Source organism: Acinetobacter sp. YH01009, assembly GCF_013420765.1.
Taxonomy (GTDB): domain Bacteria; phylum Pseudomonadota; class Gammaproteobacteria; order Pseudomonadales; family Moraxellaceae; genus Acinetobacter; species Acinetobacter amyesii.
Window position 1 is genome coordinate 353,569 of sequence record NZ_VOYE01000002.1, and the last position, 18,135, is coordinate 371,703.

At 41.8% G+C, this 18,135-nt stretch carries 15 protein-coding genes, 4 tRNA genes and 2 pseudogenes; 2 read left to right on the forward strand and 19 right to left on the reverse strand.

Features of this window, described 5'->3' with window-relative positions; translation table 11 throughout:
- Positions 1–41: 41 nt before the first annotated feature.
- From tuf to FTT76_RS04530, 19 genes and pseudogenes are all read right to left on the reverse strand, one after another.
- The gene (tuf, locus tag FTT76_RS04440; protein ID WP_078190047.1) at positions 42–1,232 is read right to left on the reverse strand and encodes an elongation factor Tu; all 1,191 of its coding nucleotides are present in this window, start codon (positions 1,230–1,232) and stop codon (positions 42–44) included.
- Positions 1,233–1,386: 154 nt separating this feature from the next.
- Positions 1,387–1,461: transfer RNA gene (locus FTT76_RS04445), tRNA-Thr, on the reverse strand.
- Between the two features lie 23 nt (positions 1,462–1,484).
- Positions 1,485–1,560, reverse strand: a tRNA-Gly gene (locus FTT76_RS04450).
- A 38-nt stretch (positions 1,561–1,598) separates the two neighbouring features.
- Positions 1,599–1,682, reverse strand: a tRNA-Tyr gene (locus tag FTT76_RS04455).
- A 54-nt stretch (positions 1,683–1,736) separates the two neighbouring features.
- Positions 1,737–1,812, reverse strand: a tRNA-Thr gene (locus tag FTT76_RS04460).
- 98 nt (positions 1,813–1,910) lie between these two features.
- Positions 1,911–3,404 (reverse strand): anthranilate synthase component I, encoded by a 1,494-nt coding sequence (trpE, locus tag FTT76_RS04465; protein WP_078193306.1) that lies wholly within the window; start codon positions 3,402–3,404, stop codon positions 1,911–1,913.
- Between the two features lie 117 nt (positions 3,405–3,521).
- A complete protein-coding gene (gph, locus tag FTT76_RS04470; RefSeq protein WP_180025946.1) occupies positions 3,522–4,190 on the reverse strand; it encodes a phosphoglycolate phosphatase in 669 nt (222 codons plus the stop codon).
- Positions 4,191–4,267: 77 nt separating this feature from the next.
- The gene (locus FTT76_RS04475; protein WP_180025945.1) at positions 4,268–5,017 is read right to left on the reverse strand and encodes an FHA domain-containing protein; all 750 of its coding nucleotides are present in this window, start codon (positions 5,015–5,017) and stop codon (positions 4,268–4,270) included.
- A 77-nt stretch (positions 5,018–5,094) separates the two neighbouring features.
- A complete protein-coding gene (gene gspD / locus FTT76_RS04480; RefSeq protein ID WP_180025944.1) occupies positions 5,095–7,326 on the reverse strand; it encodes a type II secretion system secretin GspD in 2,232 nt (743 codons plus the stop codon).
- 42 nt (positions 7,327–7,368) lie between these two features.
- Complete coding sequence (locus FTT76_RS04485; protein ID WP_180007029.1) at positions 7,369–8,235, reverse strand: type II secretion system protein N; 867 nt, start codon at positions 8,233–8,235, stop codon at positions 7,369–7,371.
- On the reverse strand, positions 8,235–8,978 hold the full coding sequence (gene gspN / locus FTT76_RS04490; protein ID WP_168379021.1) for a type II secretion system protein N: 744 nt from the start codon (positions 8,976–8,978) through the stop codon (positions 8,235–8,237). Before gspN ends, FTT76_RS04485 begins: the two co-directional genes overlap by 1 nt.
- Before the next feature lie 167 nt (positions 8,979–9,145).
- Positions 9,146–9,472: an H-NS family nucleoid-associated regulatory protein gene (locus FTT76_RS04495; protein WP_180007248.1), complete on the reverse strand. Its 327-nt coding sequence runs from the start codon at positions 9,470–9,472 to the stop codon at positions 9,146–9,148.
- Positions 9,473–9,614: 142 nt separating this feature from the next.
- A pseudogene (locus tag FTT76_RS04500) lies at positions 9,615–10,047 on the reverse strand (acyl-CoA thioesterase).
- Between the two features lie 9 nt (positions 10,048–10,056).
- Entirely contained in the window at positions 10,057–11,250 is a 1,194-nt protein-coding gene (locus FTT76_RS04505; RefSeq protein WP_180007025.1) for a heme biosynthesis protein HemY, read from the reverse strand.
- A 6-nt stretch (positions 11,251–11,256) separates the two neighbouring features.
- Positions 11,257–12,099, reverse strand: a complete 843-nt coding sequence (locus FTT76_RS04510) for a hypothetical protein (RefSeq protein WP_180007023.1) — start codon at positions 12,097–12,099, stop codon at positions 11,257–11,259.
- On the reverse strand, positions 12,096–12,875 hold the full coding sequence (locus FTT76_RS04515) for a uroporphyrinogen-III synthase (RefSeq protein WP_180002832.1): 780 nt from the start codon (positions 12,873–12,875) through the stop codon (positions 12,096–12,098). Before FTT76_RS04515 ends, FTT76_RS04510 begins: the two co-directional genes overlap by 4 nt.
- A gap of 3 nt (positions 12,876–12,878) precedes the next feature.
- The gene (gene hemC / locus FTT76_RS04520) at positions 12,879–13,796 is read right to left on the reverse strand and encodes a hydroxymethylbilane synthase (protein WP_218945470.1); all 918 of its coding nucleotides are present in this window, start codon (positions 13,794–13,796) and stop codon (positions 12,879–12,881) included.
- A gap of 95 nt (positions 13,797–13,891) precedes the next feature.
- Positions 13,892–14,632, reverse strand: a complete 741-nt coding sequence (locus FTT76_RS04525) for a LytTR family DNA-binding domain-containing protein (RefSeq protein WP_180002830.1) — start codon at positions 14,630–14,632, stop codon at positions 13,892–13,894.
- 53 nt (positions 14,633–14,685) lie between these two features.
- A pseudogene (locus tag FTT76_RS04530) lies at positions 14,686–15,839 on the reverse strand (sensor histidine kinase).
- Between FTT76_RS04530 and argH the strand changes: the two are divergent.
- Positions 15,830–17,260: an argininosuccinate lyase gene (gene argH, locus FTT76_RS04535; RefSeq protein WP_180007020.1), complete on the forward strand. Its 1,431-nt coding sequence runs from the start codon at positions 15,830–15,832 to the stop codon at positions 17,258–17,260. The pseudogene FTT76_RS04530 and the gene argH sit on opposite strands and share 10 nt — an antisense overlap.
- Positions 17,261–17,287: 27 nt before the next feature.
- The gene (locus FTT76_RS04540) at positions 17,288–17,557 is read left to right on the forward strand and encodes an oxidative damage protection protein (RefSeq protein WP_180007019.1); all 270 of its coding nucleotides are present in this window, start codon (positions 17,288–17,290) and stop codon (positions 17,555–17,557) included.
- Positions 17,558–18,135 lie beyond the last annotated feature (578 nt).

Genomic DNA, 18,135 nt, shown 5'->3' on the forward strand with positions numbered 1-18,135 from the left:
GAGTCGAAACTCTCGATCTGTACAAAGATAACTGTATTATATTATGCAGTTACTTTAGAAACAACACCCGCACCAACTGTACGGCCACCTTCACGGATCGCGAAGCGTAAGCCAGCGTCCATTGCGATTGGGTGGATTAATTCTACTGACATTTCCACGTTGTCACCAGGCATAACCATTTCAACGCCTTCTTTAAGCGCGATCGCACCAGTTACGTCAGTTGTACGGAAGTAGAACTGTGGACGGTAACCGTTAAGGAATGGAGTATGACGACCACCTTCGTCTTTAGAAAGTACGTATACTTCTGCGTCGAATTTAGTATGCGGTTTGATTGTACCTGGTTTAGCCAATACTTGACCACGTTGAACGTCTTCACGTTTAGTACCACGTAGAAGAACACCACAGTTCTCGCCCGCACGACCTTCGTCAAGAAGTTTACGGAACATTTCTACGCCAGTTACAGTTGTTTTAACTGTATCTTTAATACCAACGATTTCAACTTCTTCGCCTACTTTCACGATACCAGTTTCAACACGGCCAGTTACTACTGTACCACGACCTGAAATTGAGAATACATCTTCGATTGGCATAAGGAATGCAAGGTCGATAGCACGTTCTGGCTCTGGAATGTAAGAGTCAAGAGCTTCAACAAGAGCAACTACTGCGTCTTCGCCATATTGACCAGCTTCACCATTAAGCGCTGCAAGAGCAGAACCACGGATTACTGGGGTGTCGTCGCCTGGGAAGTCATAAGTAGAAAGAAGTTCACGAACTTCCATTTCTACTAATTCAAGAAGCTCTTCGTCGTCAACAAGGTCGCATTTGTTTAAGAATACAACGATGTAAGGTACACCTACCTGACGAGAAAGAAGGATGTGTTCACGAGTTTGTGGCATTGGACCATCAGTCGCAGCACATACAAGGATCGCACCATCCATTTGCGCAGCACCAGTAATCATGTTTTTAACATAATCGGCGTGACCTGGGCAGTCTACGTGAGCGTAGTGACGGATTGGAGAATCGTATTCTACGTGTGAAGTATTAATTGTAATACCACGTGCTTTTTCTTCTGGTGCAGAGTCGATTGCAGCGTAATCTTTCGCTTCACCACCGAATTTTTTTGCACATACAGTTGCAATCGCAGCTGTTAAAGTCGTTTTACCATGGTCAACGTGACCGATTGTGCCCACGTTAACGTGTGGCTTATTACGTTCAAACTTAGCCTTAGCCATGCTTTTCTTCCTCGTTTACGTCGAACACAATTCTGAGTAAAACCCAGCTCCGACATATCGCCTAAAAAAATAAACACCCAATACTTGAAAAGCAGACTAAAAAGCCTGCTTCTGGAATCTTGTGCAACATTTAAAGTTGCTAAACTGTAAAATCTGGAGCTCTTATCGAGATTTGAACTCGAGACCTCTCCCTTACCAAGGGAGTGCTCTACCACTGAGCTATAAGAGCAAATATAAGCACTTCAATAGATATGGAGCGGGAGACGAGGGTCGAACTCGCGACATGTAGCTTGGAAGGCTACCGCTCTACCAACTGAGCTACTCCCGCACGATGTTGGTACAAACCACTTATTGAAGTCTTAAAATTGGTGGTGAGGGAAGGATTCGAACCTTCGAAACTTTCGTAGCGGAGTTACAGTCCGCCCCCTTTGACCGCTCGGGAACCTCACCATTTTACACTTACTTCAGTGCCGTTCTTTCTACTCACTCTCAAACTCTCTAAGATGGTGCCGGCACACGGATTCGAACTGTGGACCTACTGATTACAAGTCAGTTGCTCTACCAACTGAGCTATGCCGGCGTTTCTTAGTGTTTCGTACGTTTCGTATCGGAACGGTGTGCAGTTTAGCAAATCTTGAAATCCTTGCAAGTGTTTTTTCTAAAAAAAACGTGAAAAACTCATAAAATCAATCCATTTGATGATAATTCAACCGCTTTGATCACTGCGCGAGCTTTTATTTGGGTTTCATTCCACTCTGATTCAGGATTTGAGTCATAAACTACCCCTGCTCCAGCTTGAACATAGACCTTATTTTCTCGAATTACACAGGTACGAATCGCAATCGACATGTCCATTTCACCATGCCAGCCTAAATAACCAACAGCACCACCAAAAATTCCACGTTTTACTGGTTCAACTTCGTCAATAATTTCCATAGCACGGATTTTTGGTGCGCCTGAAAGCGTGCCCGCAGGGAATGTTGCCTTAAAAACATCCAAAGCATCGACATCATCACGTACTTCACCTTGCACATTTGACACAATGTGCATGACATGCGAATAACGTTCGATCACCATTTGATCAGTCACGTGAACTTTACCGATTTTAGAAACGCGTCCAACATCATTTCGCCCCAAATCGATCAACATCAAATGCTCTGCAATTTCTTTTTCATCAGATAGCAAATCTTTTTCTAGCGCTAAATCTTCTTCTTTTGTTTTACCCCGTGGTCGCGTTCCCGCCAAAGGACGAACTGTTGCCACACCATTTTCTAAACGGGACAAAATTTCAGGTGATGAACCGACGATATGAAAAGGAATGTCATTTTCTAGTGTCTGCCCTTGCACCAAGAACAAATATGGCGATGGATTGAGGTGACGTAGTGCACGATAGACCTGCAAAGGCTCACCATCAAAATCGGATACCATACGATGGCCCGGCACAACCTGCATCACATCACCGGCCTTAATGTACTCTTTTACTTTCGCAATAGAATCAATAAAATTGTCATGTCCAGTGATGGATTCAAACTGTGGTGCAGTATGCTTATTTGCTTTGAGTGCAATTGGGGTTGCCAAAAGTTCTTCTAGCTCATCCAATTGTTGCTGCGCCTTGGTATAGGCCTCAGCATCATTTACATCGGCATGCACAATTAAGAATAAGGTATCCTTAAGGTTATCAAAGACGATGACGGTTTTTGATAGCATCATCCAAATATCCGGAATCCCGACCGGGTCAGCTTCTGGAACGTTATTGAGCTTTGGTTCGATATAACGTACAGCATCATAACCAAAGTATCCAACCAATCCACCGGTAAAGCTCGGCAACGCTGGCAAATCTTGCTGTGTAGGCACTTTATATTGTGCTTGGAAGTCACGAATGTATTGAAATGGGTCAGCACATTGTTGTTTTTCAACCGAGCCATCAGCATGTTGAACGGTCAACTGCCCTTCATTACACGAAAATACGGTGGACTCGCCCAAGCCAATAATGGAGTAACGCGCCCAGTTTTCGCCACCCTCTACAGATTCAAATAAATAGGCTTGTTTATGTTGTTTTAATCGCGCAAAGACAGAAAGTGGAGTTTCTGTATCTGCCAAGCGCTGACGATATACCGGAATCAAGTTATATCCAGCAGTTTTCAGTTGTTCAAATTGAGTTTGTGTAGTCATTTGGGTTTCTCTATATTTCGCGTGGTCAATTTCAGTTAATTTCTTCTCATGCTGATTGAGTGACGCCATCGAAAACCTACACACTTGCTCATTTTCACTTCCTTAACCCTACTTATTTCAACCCAATAATTCTTTTAAGTTATCAACCACGTGCTGCGGCTGACAATCTCGAATATTTTCACCATGATTATAGCCATAGCTGACCACAATACAATCAATACCCGCACGACGTGCTGCCTCTACATCATTGACAGAATCACCCACCATCAAAATTTGCTGTTTCGGCAAGGCATAATGCTCCGCACAATACTCTAGCTGCTTGGGATGTGGTTTACGCTCTTCAAAACGATCTCCGCCAATCACATCATCAAAGTATTCATGCATACCTAGTGCCTGCACAATACTGCGTGCCGGTTGCTCTGGTTTATTGGTCACACAAATCAGAATTTTCTCTTCTGCTTTTGCCCAATCCAAGAACTCTAGAATGCCGTCAAAGGGCTGCGTCAAAACACAAGGATCTGCATTGTAAATCTTTAGAAAAGTTTCCAGTAAAAGATGGTGCTGTGCGGCATCCACCTTCCCGGTCAAGTATTCAAGTACGCTATGACAAAACAATGAAGTTCCTTTCCCAATCCAGTTTCGCACCTGCGCTTCTGTGACCAACGGTAATTGCAACGCATTTAAACTCATATTCATCGCACGATGTAAGTCAGATGCTGAATCGACTAGCGTTCCATCCAGATCAAATAAAATCATTTGGCGTTCTGCTAAACGAACTTCAAACATAATGTCCCTCTATTTTTTTGTAAATTTTCCCCATAAAAAAGGCATGCCCATGCATGCCTTTTGAGGAATGTCTCGGTTTATTTAAACAAGACCCATGCAATAATTGCAAGAATGATTAAAACAATGACTGAGATTAAGCCCACAGAGGCATTTTTTTGCGCTTCACGCTCTTGCTCTACACATGTCGCTGGAATTTCTACATCACATGCTTCATTTTTCGGAACAGCAGTTACGTCAATTCCCTCAGGAATTGGTGCAGGTTTAGGCACATCTACATTGGTCGGCATACCATCACGAGTCAATTGAACTGAGCTATCTCGCTCTTTCAACTCTGGCATACCTTGATCATTCATTTGTTGTGCTGCGGTTTTAACGACAGGCTCTTGTGCCTTAGTCTCAGACGTGTTTGCTACAGACTCTTGTGCCACATTTTCAGAAACTGCAACAGCTTCAGACGGCTGCTGAACAGGTGTAATTTCTTCTGTTTGCAATGCTTCAACGCTTTGTTCGATATCCGCTGGAATCTGAACAGCTTTAGCTGGAGCCAATAAACTAAACTTCACACTGGCAAACTGTACAATATCACCTTCTTTTAAAAGTGATTCACCAGTCAAACGGACATCATTAATAAACGTCCCATTAGATGAATTGAGATCTTGCAACCAGAGTGCCTGATCTTTCAGTACAAAGGCAGCATGTTTACGCGATACATCAGATTCTTGTAAAACAATATCTGCTTGTTGATGACGCCCCACCAACATATCTCGCTCAATACTAATTTCTTGTCCTGTTAAATCACCAGAAATTGCTTGAATTTTCCAAGTCATGAAGTTAATTCTCTATTGCTCGTTTTTTTCATCATAGCATGCTGTGGTTTCAAAGCTAAACCACCCTGCCGTCTAACCTAAGGCGTGCCCGCCACTTTGCCATTCGGTACGGTAATGGTTTGGCGCTTCACCGCAGGTTCAATGGCGACTGGCGTGGAGACCACTGCCGCTGGCTGTGTCATTTGTGGTGCTGTCGGTACCGTCTTATACACAGGGGCTGGCGCTGTACCTTTTGAAACAGGTATGCGCTGTTGATACACATCATCCACATTTTCAGGTAATTTCGCAAAATTACCGTCATTATCCAGTGCCAGTTGCAGACTATAGAGCTGACTGTAGCGCTGCTGAGACATTTTCTTCACATCGGCAGAATTTCCAACAATAGTCGGATGAATAAAGATCAGTAAATTGCGTTTACTGTTAGATTTTCCTTCCGAGCTAAAGAGTTTGCCGAGTACAGGAATAGCCCCTAGCCCCGGAACCGATTGACGCCCATGCAATGTATTGTCAGAGATCAAACCACCCAACACAATCGTTTGACCATGCTCTGCCAAGATCGAGGTTTTAATCGCACGTTTAGTCGTAACCAAGTCCGACGCTTGACCTTTATTGTCTTTTACATCAGAAACTTCTTGCTCTACCTCTAAACGCACCGAGCCGCCATCACCAATATGCGGCACAACTTTCAAAGTAACACCGACATCTTTACGCTCAATCGATGTATACGGATTGGCTGTACCACCATTGGTGGTGACCGAACCTGTCACAAATGGAACGTTTTCACCCACCACAATATAGGCTTCTTCGTTGTCCATCGTCACAATAGACGGTGTAGATAATAGATTCGATTTGGTTTTTTCTTTTAAGGCCTGAATCATCGCACCATAGAGTTTGCGCGAACCATCACTGCCTTCACGATAATCACCAAGAACTAAAGAAGTACCGGCACTCACCGCGCTACCTGCACCCGCAGCGCCGCCAGTTAAATATCCTGCGGCAATATTTTTTAAACTAGAACCAAAGTTATCAAAGTTAATTAAGCCGATACCACTACTGATATCTCCCAACGCCCATTGCACACCGAGCTGATCGGTATCCGTGCCTTCAACTTCAATAATCGCCGCTTCGATCAGCACTTGCTGACGACGAATATCGAGCTGCTGAATCGCAGATTCAATTTCTCGCATGAGCTGCGGATCTGCTTTTACAATCAGTGCATTTTGTGTTGCATCAGCAATAATACTCACGCCATTGGCGTTAAAACTTGAGATACCGTTTTGCGTATTATTGGAAGAGTTATTGCTGTTGAGGTTAATGCCAGAACTGGTGTTGTTTTGTGAACTGAATGACTGTGAATTTGAACTGTTACTATCATTCATTAAACTGTTCATCGTGCTGCTATTTGAGCTATTCGATGAATTCGTACTCGAAACGGCCTGCCCCGTGACCAAGCCTTGTAAGATTTCCGACAAGTTTTTTGCACTTGCATACTTTAGACGAAAAACTTTCAATCCACCCAATCGATCTGCCGCAGGCACATCTAAGGTCTCAATAATCTTACGAATACGCTTACGTGTCGCTGTATCACCTTTAATGATAATACGATTGGTTCGATTGTCTGCGATGATACGAATTCGTGACCCTTTTGGGTCTTTTGATGCGCCGGTCGAACTCATCGACTCTAACAGCCCAATCATTTCTTCGGCCTGACTCGATTGCAGCGTCACGGCTTCGATATCATTTTGACCCGTTCCATCTAAATTACGAATAATCGTTTCGAGCTGGTAAATATTACTTGCGCGATCTGACACAATCAGCGCATTGGTCCCTGCCACTGCTGACAAATGTGCAAATTGCGGCATCAATGGACGTAGGGCTGGAATTAAGTCGTTGGCATTGGTGTTATCAAGCCAAATCACTCGGGTGACAATTTGGTCTCCAGATGCACGGTGGCGCGCATCATAAGGAATGCCCGAGCTTTTTACATTACTGTCTGGAACCAGTTTAATGGTGTTGCCTGATGGAATCGCTACCACGCCATTGACATTCAATACACCGAGAAACAGGTCATAGACTTCATTTTTATTTAAAGGCTTATTGGAAATAACCGTTACATTTCCTCGTACCCGTGGATCAACTGCAAAATTTTTCCCCGTGATATCTGCGACTTCATTAATGAATGCCGTAAGATCTGCATCACGTAAATTGATTTTCCATGTTTGTGCATAACTTGCTGTGCTGACCATAGCAACCAAGGGCACCATGGCATAGGCAGCTAAAGTTGAACGGTTATTATTAAATAAAGCCATATACGCCTGTGTTTCCTAACCCTATAAAGTGATGAAACATCACTAAAAATCCTGTTGTATGGTCATCACTTGATCACCACGTTTGACTTCAAGTTTCACCTGCCCTTCACGGCGGGCTTGTTCTAATAATTGCGCCTCAGATTGTCCTGCACCGACTGCCTGCCCATTTAAAGACATGATGCGGTCACCCGGTTGCAAACCCAATTTATTTCTCAAGGCAGCAGGTGTTCGATTTGAAATCTCAAACCCACCATTACCTGATGGATTCACCCCCATTTCCTGCAGATATTGCTCACGATTTTCTGTCATGCGTTGTACGGCCTGACCAATCGCGGACTGCGTCGTGCCTTGCCCTGAATTTGCAGGATTAGCTGCATTTTGCATGCTGTTATTTTGCAAAGATCCGCCTGATGTTGCATTGGCTGTAGGGACAATCGGTTGATCTAATCCGTTTTCAATACCTTGGAACGCTAATTCACGCCGTGCACCATTACCCTGCGTTAAAATCACCTTATCCCAATAAACTTCAGCCAGTTGATATGATGAACCTTGAATGGTTTCTCCAACCAAGTAGCGATCTGAACTCTCATTGACCTTAATCACTGCCGACGAGTAGCGACTTGGCTGTCCAACCACCACACCTTGTAACACCATATTTAACTGCGCGTCAGCTGCTGAACTGCGGTTTTCCTGAAACAAGGCAAAAGAGCTAATATTAGGAACTTGCGTTTGCTGTGAACCCAATTCAACTCGGTCTAACTGCATGGCTTGTGGCGGTGCAATCAATAACCAAAATAAAGCGGCTAACTTCCAGCACAGGTACAAAATTATTAAAACCAAGACCACAGGTGCAAGTCGATCTGTTTGCTTCCAATTGATCTCGCGGATTTTTTCGAAATAGTCAGCCATCAGTTCACCCCACTCAATAGGGGTTGACGCGAACTAATCACATACGTATCTAATCCTGCCTTACCTTCATAGGAAGCAACATTCATCAAAAAGCGCTGGGTTAATTGCACATCCAACATGAGGTCTGGCTCAAGTGACATGTTCATCATTTTTTGTTCACGTTGATCTCGAACATCAATCGACAATTTGCCATTATCGTCTTTTAATTGAGCCAACATGGCAGGCACATTCATTGACTCTTGACGCTGTGCAAAGCTAAATGATAAATCCCCACCTGCCCACTGTATCTCGCCTGATGAACGACTAAATCCCTGTTGTGGCTTATATTTAAACTGCACATCTTTTAATTGAATGGCATTCATTGGCCATTGCCAATCGGCAAAACTTTTTAAGGTTTCAGGAGCAATTTGACCCTCTAAGTTTTTAATACTAATACTTTTACCAAAACCATACCCCATCACACCTTGTAGTTTGGTATTGCCACTATGAATTTCAACATTTGCACCCAAGCGTAATAAAATCAAATCCCACGGGCGTGTGTTCCAGTTTAACGAGCCTTTCAAATTTCCTCGTGTCCAATCTGCTTGCCCATGCCAAATATTGCCACTGACGTTATGTAGCATTTGGTTATTTTTATAAAACTTTGTAATGAGCCACGCTGCTGGCACTTGCAGCATAACGAAAATTAAAAAACTGATCGCAGCAAAAATGAGCCACCGAATATTATTAGTTTTATTGATCATCCCACCACAACCGATCCATCAATTTTTTTCCATCATTTAAACATTTTTCTTTATAGACACATTATGCATACTTTTTCTGCATAGCCAATTCAAAGAGATAAAAAAACCAGGCATTTGCCTGGTTTAATTATCCTGAACTCAGGATATGACGATTTCATGAATTGTTCTTAAATTAAGAAGTCTTCTAGTTTCGCGCCTTTTTCTAACTCAGCCACTAACCAACGTGGTTGTTTACCACGACCAGTCCACGTGTCATCTGCATTGGTTTTGCTACGGTAACGTGGCTCAACCGCTTTACGCGTTGATTTTTTACGTTTGCTTAAACCAAATTCAAGAATTTGTTCAACGCTTAAATCTAAATTTTCTGCAATTTCAACAATACGGTTATACGCATCTTCAATCGCTTGATCTTTTTTAGATGCAATCAGTGCTTCAGCTTCTACTTGAAGCTTCTTTAACTCTTCAACTGATAAATTACTAATATCAGGCATAATCTTTAACTCCGAAATTTCATTTTAATAATGCTTATGAAAACTCGCTCATAATATTATAATAAAATTTTTATTCAATAAATAATTTTCATTTTACTACAATATTTTAACACGACTCCTTAAAATATATAAAGTTAAATTGTATTTAAATATTATTTCCCACTGAATTTTCTAAGGCTTTTATTTTGGTTTTAATATTTTCTGGAATAGATGTTTTTTGCAGGGTCATTTTATCCACGCACACAATAACCGCATCGCCTGTTGCAACGATTTTTTGTTGCTGTTCACTCCATAATATATAACCCATACGAAATGCACTATTTCTTAATTCTTCAACGCGCGTTGCCACTTTTAAAATATCAGGATAAACCACGGGGGCTTAAATATTTACACTGGCTTGAAGCAACAACCGTAACCACAGACTGATTAAATATATCCAACTGATCTAAATAACCAATCCGCGCACTTTCCATATAACGATAATAATGCACGTTATTTACATGACCAAAAGCATCCATATCCCCCCAAGCTACGTGTTGAGTATGAATCAATGAATATTGAGCTAAATCTTTTTGCATATTATGTCCTTATATTCGAATTTCCATAAAATTAGCATTATTTTCAAATATTAAATTTAATTGTTTGGTCAAATATTCCTGCTGATTTAAAGCTGACTTGATACGTAAATAACTCATTAATACATCATCTGGATATAATTCTAATAATGCATCCGCCTCAGCTTGGCGTTCTGTCGCTTGGTAAATATTCCATTTTGCAAAACTAAAAACAGGTAGTGCAGGATACTTTTCTTCCCAACGTTGAATCTGCTGTTCTACAGCCACATAGTCAGGGTTTTGCTTCAACATTTTTTGCTGGAACCACAAAAAGAACACTTCTTTGTTAAATTGCTGTTCAAGTAAATGAATAGCCAATTGCTCATGTTCCTGACTCATCTCTGGCATACGAGACAAGACTTTTAACCACAACACTTTGACCGCATATTTACGCTCTGTTATTTGATCTTGCAAATCCAAATAACGCTGCTTTAAATGCTGTAAGTCATCGACATCAGCTTGATCAAATGCAGATAATAATTGCTCCAACCAAGCTTGTTTTGTCAGCTCATCTAAATGTCCATAACGTGTCGAACGCAAATACAACCAAGGAAACTGCAACGCAAACATGCCCCATAGCGTGGTTAAACGCTGCTCATAGGCAGTGCTGACTTTTTGCAACCATGGCGATAATTCATGTTGATTCAAAAATTCGAGATGCGTTAAAGCCTTTTCACCCTCTTGTTGGGATAAATAAATTTCAATCCGTTGCAATTCTGCGAGTTCAAAAGCCATTGGATTGGTCTGAGTTAATGCATTTAATGCTGTTTCATATTGTTGCTGAATCCAATATAAACGCGCATCAATCACCCCTTTTAATAATCCAGACTCAGTAAAAGCTTGCTGAATAAAGTTTTTTTGATCTTGCGCAGCATTTAAAAGCCAAATGACAGCCAATTGTTCATAGGGATGCAGTTTATTAAAACTAAAGACTGTTTCAGATTTACGCTGCTCTCGACTTAAATAGCGTTTAACCGCATACCAAAGCATTTGCACGAACAAACTCAGTAGTGCCAGCAATAATGCTAAAAACCAAATATTGGATTGAACTTGCCATTCACGCCAGTATAAATAGACATAGCCTGCACCATGTCCAAAACTCAGCAAACTAATAATGGCAACAACCAATAAGCTAATAAATAAATAGGCCAATAAAATATGTTTCATAGTCGATTATCCTATGAGTGCCCGAGTATTTAATAGCGGTACAGAAATAACCGGAATGTCCTTTAATTGTTCTAGACGTTGGCGTATCGGTTTTAATGAAGCATCTGGCAATTGCTGCATAATTTGCATAATTTCAGTGATTTCTTGTTGAAATTGAGGATATTGTCCTTGATTTAAAACTTGCTGAGCCAAAATTAAACGTAACTGCATTTCTTTTAATACCAAGCTACGCTGCATTAATACGGGACTCGGTTGTTCGACTGATTCGACTTGAATCCATTTTTGCCAAAAAGAAAGACCTTTTTGCTGCTCTTTTGAACTGTATGGCTTTAATATTTCTTTTTCTAACAATTGATCGATGGATTGCAGGGTATTTTTCACTTTATCAGATTGCAACTGACGCTCTGTCACATATTGCTTTAAGGTCTCACGGTCTTTTTGAATCACCTGATGCAAACTCATACGCAGTGCAGGTGCCAAGCTCAACTGATCTAATTGTTGGTCTAATTGGTTTAATTTTTCTAAAGCAACAGCAAATTGTTGTTGCTGCATGGCAAATTCAACCAAATCAAGTTGCTGGCCCACAACCATCATTGGCTCAATACTATGGGTCGCCTCAGCAGCAATCGAAGCATTCGATGTCGTTGCAGCCGACATCTCGGTCGTTGTGCCATTCAACTGGCGTTTCAAAGCCACGACCTGATCATTCAAACCTGCATTGCGCTGTTGCAATAAAGTTTGTTGTTGCATCAGTTCGGTTTGTTGAGCATTGACCTGAAACAAGTCAAAACTGAGTTTAGCCAACCAAAGTACGGCGACAATGACCACAACGACAAACAACTTCTTCATGTATTTCCCTGCACGACTTGCACATGCTGCAATATGTGTGTCGCGTTTAAATCTTCGAGTTGAATAATTTTAAAATCTTTGTTCAGTGTTATACGACTTTGCTCAAGTAGCTCGAACAACCTTACACCTAAAACTAAAAAATGTGCATGACTCAGCACTGATAAATGCGACTGAATCAAGTCAAGCCAATTGAGCCAACTGGCCTCACTGGTGATCAACATACAATACGGAGATGACAACTGATGTTCAGAAATGAGTGTTTTTACTTTTTGAGTGGTCTCTTCCGGTAGATGCCGTTCGTATAGCACAAAATTGAGAATCTGAATGCCACGTGCTAGCAACTGCTGCATCATAAATTGACGACCACCTTCACCGCGCCAAAACGCTACACAAGCCCCGGCCTCTAATTGTTCTAAATGGCTTAAGGTGAGCATTCCCTCTGAGGTTTCCACCTGCGGCACAACACTGTGAATGCCATAATCAGCCAGCTTTGCTGCGGTTGCGTCACCGACTGCAATCCATTGAGTATGTTCGAGCTGTTCAAGTGAAATGCCTGCCTTACGCAGACCTTGTATACCAAAGGTGACCGCAGAGGGGCTCACCACAACCAATACATCCGCAGCACTCAACTGGGCGTAGCACGCTGCCAATGCTTCTGACCATGCCCGCGGCTTGAGCTCAAGTAATGGAAGCTCAGCCACAGCAACACCCGCAGAGCGCAGCGTCAAGCTAAGCTGCGCTGCACGATCTGTCGGACGTGTATTGATAAAAAGCATGTATTAATACAGTGCCTTTAAAATTTCACCGGCACCTTGGGTTAACAAGTCTTGGGCCAATTTGACACCGAGCTGTTCAGCCTGTTCGGGAAGACCTACTTGCTGTGCTTTCAACAAGGTTTGACCGTCAACACTACCGACTCGACCTTCCAAATGAATCTGACCATTTTCTAAGGTTGCATAACCTGCAATCGGTACTTGACAGCCACCTTCTAGATATGCATTAAAAGCACGTTCTGCACGTACACAAGAATTGGTCTCTGCATGCATTAAGGGCAAAATTAAATCCAATACAGCTTGATCTTGGCTACGACATTCTAGGCCCAATGCACCTTGTCCAACTGCAGGTAAACTCACAACAGGCTCAAGAGTATGACGAATACGCTCTGCTAAGCCCAAACGCTTCAGCCCTGCACTCGCCAAAATAATCGCATCATAGTTACCCGCATCGAGTTTAGATAAACGCGTACCCACATTGCCACGCAGATCAATAATTTCAAGGTCTGGACGTTGTTTTAAAATTTGGCATTTGCGGCGCAAGCTCGACGTTCCAACCTTCGCACCCTGGGGTAAATCATCAAAACTGTTATAAGTATTTGAAACGAAAGCATCTAATGGGTCTTCACGCTCACAAATCACGGCCAAGCTTAAACCTTCAGGCAAAGCCATTGGCACATCTTTCATCGAATGAACTGCCAAGTCTGCACGACCATCCAACAACGCCGCTTCTAACTCTTTTACAAATAATCCTTTCCCCCCAATTTTGGCTAAAGGGGTATCTAGAATCTTGTCACCTTGGGTCACAAAGGTCACCAACTCAACTTTCAAATTTGCATGAAGTGCTTCTAAGCGTGCACGAATATGTTCCGCCTGCCAAAGTGCAAGCGGGCTTTGTCGAGTTGCGATCTTAAGGATATTCATAAATTTTAAAATACAGTCTATAGGGCTATTATTCTAAACTTAACTTGCTCAGTTGAAAATGCAAGCTTAATTCGCAATGTGCTTTGACACTTGCCCTATAATTTTTGTATTCGCTCACGTAAATTCGGTAAATGTCGACGGCTGACCGCCAAACGCTCTTCTAAATCTCGACAACGCACCTGATACTGCCCCGAGCTTACGACTTCTAAACCTTCTAAAAAGCTCACAGACACCAAGGCATTTCGATGAATACGTATAAAGCGATCACCAAATTCATGCTCTAAATCCTTCAGCGTTTCATCAATAAGTACATTGCCATTTTTATGCCGAACAGTGACATATTTCTGATCTGCAAGAAAATAATAAATATTTTCCACAGGGACCAGTTCTACACCACGATAAGTCTTTGCCGCGATTTGATGGCGGCTGATTTTAATTTCGTCCATATTTTCTTTTTGTTTTATCGTGCTCAATTGAGCTTGGGTTAATTTAGTTAAATGATCTAAAACCTGCTGCAATTCCTGTTGCATAACCGGTTTTAGTAAATATCCCTCTGCATTCGACTTAAATGCATCAAGTGCATGATGATCATATGCAGTACAAAAAATAATAGCGGGCATGGGGTCTAATTCACGCAACAATTTAGCGCAAGTCAGCCCATCCATTTCAGGCATTTGTATATCTAGTAAGATGACATCAGGCTCGAGGCTTTGAGCCAAGTCAATCGCTTGTTGACCATGTGAGGCTTTCGCAACCACTTGATGTCCAAGTTGAGTGACTAAACGTGACAATCGCTCTACTGCTAGAGGCTCATCATCACAGATCAGGATGTCCATTTCTCCTCCTTATCTCGTTAACGTCATTTATTTTTATTGGTCAACTGAGATTTCTATTTATATTGATATTGCACCACAGTCGTATACATTCCCTCGCCTGCGTAGGTTTGAAAAGTGACATGCTGACCATAATATGCCTCAAGTCGCTGTTTCACATTTTCGATGGCAATACCATTCCCCTGACGTAATTTAATTGTATCCTGTGTATAGGGATTTGTAATAACGATATTAATTTGATTTTGTAATATTTCAATCAATATATTTATCGTACTCTTTGTCAAAATCTTTTCGACTCCATGAAAAATACTATTTTCTAATAAAGGTTGTAAAGTTAATAGTGGAATTTGTACTTGAGCGTACTGTTCAATGTCGGCCAGTTTCCACTCCACATTGAGCCGATCGCCCAATCGCATTTGTTCGATGGCCAAATAACGCTGACACAAATCGATCTCATCTTTGAGACTCACCAGTTTCAATTCTTGAAAACTCGCACGGAACAATCGAGATAAATTCAGTAGCATTTGCTCCGCTTTATCTGGGTCAATCGCAATCAAGCTAATCACATTGTTTAAGCTATTAAATAAAAAATGTGGATGAATCCGAGCTTGCATAGCCTGAATGCGTGAGTTTAATTCACTATGATGTTGTCGACCCCACTGTTCTCTTAAATATAAATATCGAAAACAAAATGCCCCAAGTAATACCCCATAGCTCAGATTTAAAACCACACTAGCAGTTAAAACATCTGCACTCAAACCAGCTAAACTGAAATTTTCACCAAAATAGATCAAAACATTTAAAATTAAGGTGGTGAATAACACCAAAGCTTGCAATAAAACAAACCCGCTAAACATGAGCATTTTCATGCTTAAACCACGCGTCTTGCTCTGCAAAAGCTCTGAAAATGCTGCAAATGCCAATAATATCCAGTTAATAAACAACACATGCTGCATGACACTGTAAACACTTAAGGCTTGCCACGATTGAGCTTGTGCCAAAGCCAAGACCAACGCCACAATATTGCCCGCAAGAAAAAGCTCCCACAAATAATGCCAACGGCCCATTTTTCTTGAAAATACAGAAATTGTCATAGGCCCAAACCTTGTCTAAAAGTTTGATCAACTTGCCCTTCGGCAACTGGGTTCGAATTTGCTATACTCTTGTTCAGTTCTATGCTTTTTATCTTATTGAGCCGACATGACCACATCTTCTAATTCCTCAAATCCGTCACAAGCCCAAACTTCAGGCATGTGGGGCGGTCGTTTTTCCGAAGCTACTGACGCTTTTGTTGCTGAATTTACAGCATCTGTACAGTTTGACCAACGCTTTTATAAACAAGATATTGCAGGTTCAATTGCACATGCAACCATGCTTGCAAAAGTTGGCGTTCTAACTGAACAAGAGCGTGACGATATTATTAATGGCTTAAACACTATTAAAGCAGAAATTGAAGCGGGTAACTTCGAATGGCGCATTGACCTAGAAGATGTGCACATGAATATTGAGTCACGCTTGACTCAACGTATCGGTATTACAGGTAAAAAACTACACACCGGTCGTAGTCGTAATGACCAAGTTGCAACCGATATCCGTCTGTATGTTCGCGACGAAATCGATGCGATTTTAGAATTATTGAAAAAATTACAAAAAGGCATCCTAGGCTTAGCGGCGAAAAATACCAATACCATCATGCCGGGCTTCACGCATTTACAAACTGCACAGCCAGTGACTTTTGGTCACCATTTAATGGCATGGTTTGAAATGTTAGTACGTGACTCAGAGCGTTTAATTGACTGCCGTAAACGGACCAACCGTATGCCTTTAGGTTCTGCTGCACTTGCTGGAACAACCTACCCAATCGACCGTGCATTCACTGCAGAACTACTAGGTTTCGAAGCTGTAGCTGAAAACTCTTTAGACGCTGTATCTGACCGTGATTTTGGTATTGAATTCAATGCTGCAGCATCACTCATCATGATGCATTTATCACGTATGTCAGAAGAAATGATTCTTTGGACATCGGCTCAGTTCAAATTTGTGAACATTCCTGACCGTTTCTGCACTGGCTCTTCAATCATGCCGCAAAAGAAAAACCCAGACGTTCCTGAGTTGATCCGTGGTAAAACTGGCCGTGTATATGGTGACTTGATGAGCCTATTGACCCTGATGAAAGGTCAACCATTGGCATACAACAAAGACAACCAAGAAGATAAAGAACCACTATTCGATGCAATCGATACTGTTCGTGGCTCACTCATGGCATTTGCCGACATGATCCCTGCACTAGTGCCAAACATTGACATCATGCGTGAAGCAGCGCTGCGTGGCTTCTCAACTGCAACTGACCTTGCCGACTACCTAGTTAAAAATGGCGTGGCATTCCGTGATGCACATGAGATTGTGGGTAAAGCAGTTGCTCTCGGTGTTCAAGAAGGCAAAGATCTTTCAGAATTAACCCTTGAGCAACTTCAACAGTTCTCTGACTTGATTCAGGCCGATGTCTTCAAAAAAGCTTTAACACTCGAAGCATCTGTCAATGCACGTAACCACATTGGTGGTACTGCACCTGCTCAAGTTGAAGCAGCAATTGAACGCGCGCACGCACGTTTAGAAAAACTTTACGCATAACTTTTTCAAGTTAAATGGAGTATTGATATGTCTCGACAAGTTTTTTGCCGTAAATATCAGGCTGAAATGGAAGGTTTAGACTTTGCACCATTCCCGGGTGCAAAGGGACAAGAATTGTTTGATACGATATCTAAACAAGCTTGGCAAGAATGGCTAAAACACCAAACCACGTTGATCAATGAAAAACGTTTAAACGTGTTTGAAGCTGACGCGAAAAAGTTCCTTGAAGAGCAACGTGAAAAATTCTTCAGCAATGATGAATCTTTAGAAAAAGCCGAAGGCCTAAAGCCTGAGTAAAACTTAAAGCATTGCTTTAAGTTTTACGCAAGACAAGCGAAGCGCGTAGCTTCAAATGTCATGAAGGAGTCCAATGGGACTCCTTTTTTGTACTCAGGAGCACTGCTCCGCCACGCCGCAAAACAAGCAGCTATGCTGTGCGTAGGCTTTAATTGAAAAGAATCTCCAATCTTGGGGATTCTTTTTTATTGCTCTAAAAATTACGCAACACAAGCGAAGCGCGTAGCTTCAAATGTCATGAAGGAGTCCAAAGGGGCCCCTTTTTTGTGCTTAGGAGTACTGCCACGCCGCAAGACAAGCAGCTATGCTGCGCGTAGGCTTGAATTGAAAAGAATCTCCAATCTTGGGGATTCTTTTTTATTGCTCTAAAAATTACGTAAGACAAGCGAAGTGCGTAATTTCAAAATAAAGTCTGAAAGGACTCTTTTTTGCTTCGGAGCACTGCTATTTTCGCAAAACCAAGATGACGTCTGTGTAAGCTTTCATTCAGAAATGATCTTCATCATTGCTGGAAAATCTTTTATCCATTGATCAATTTTATTTAAACTTAAATAAATGAACTTATTATTTAAATAATG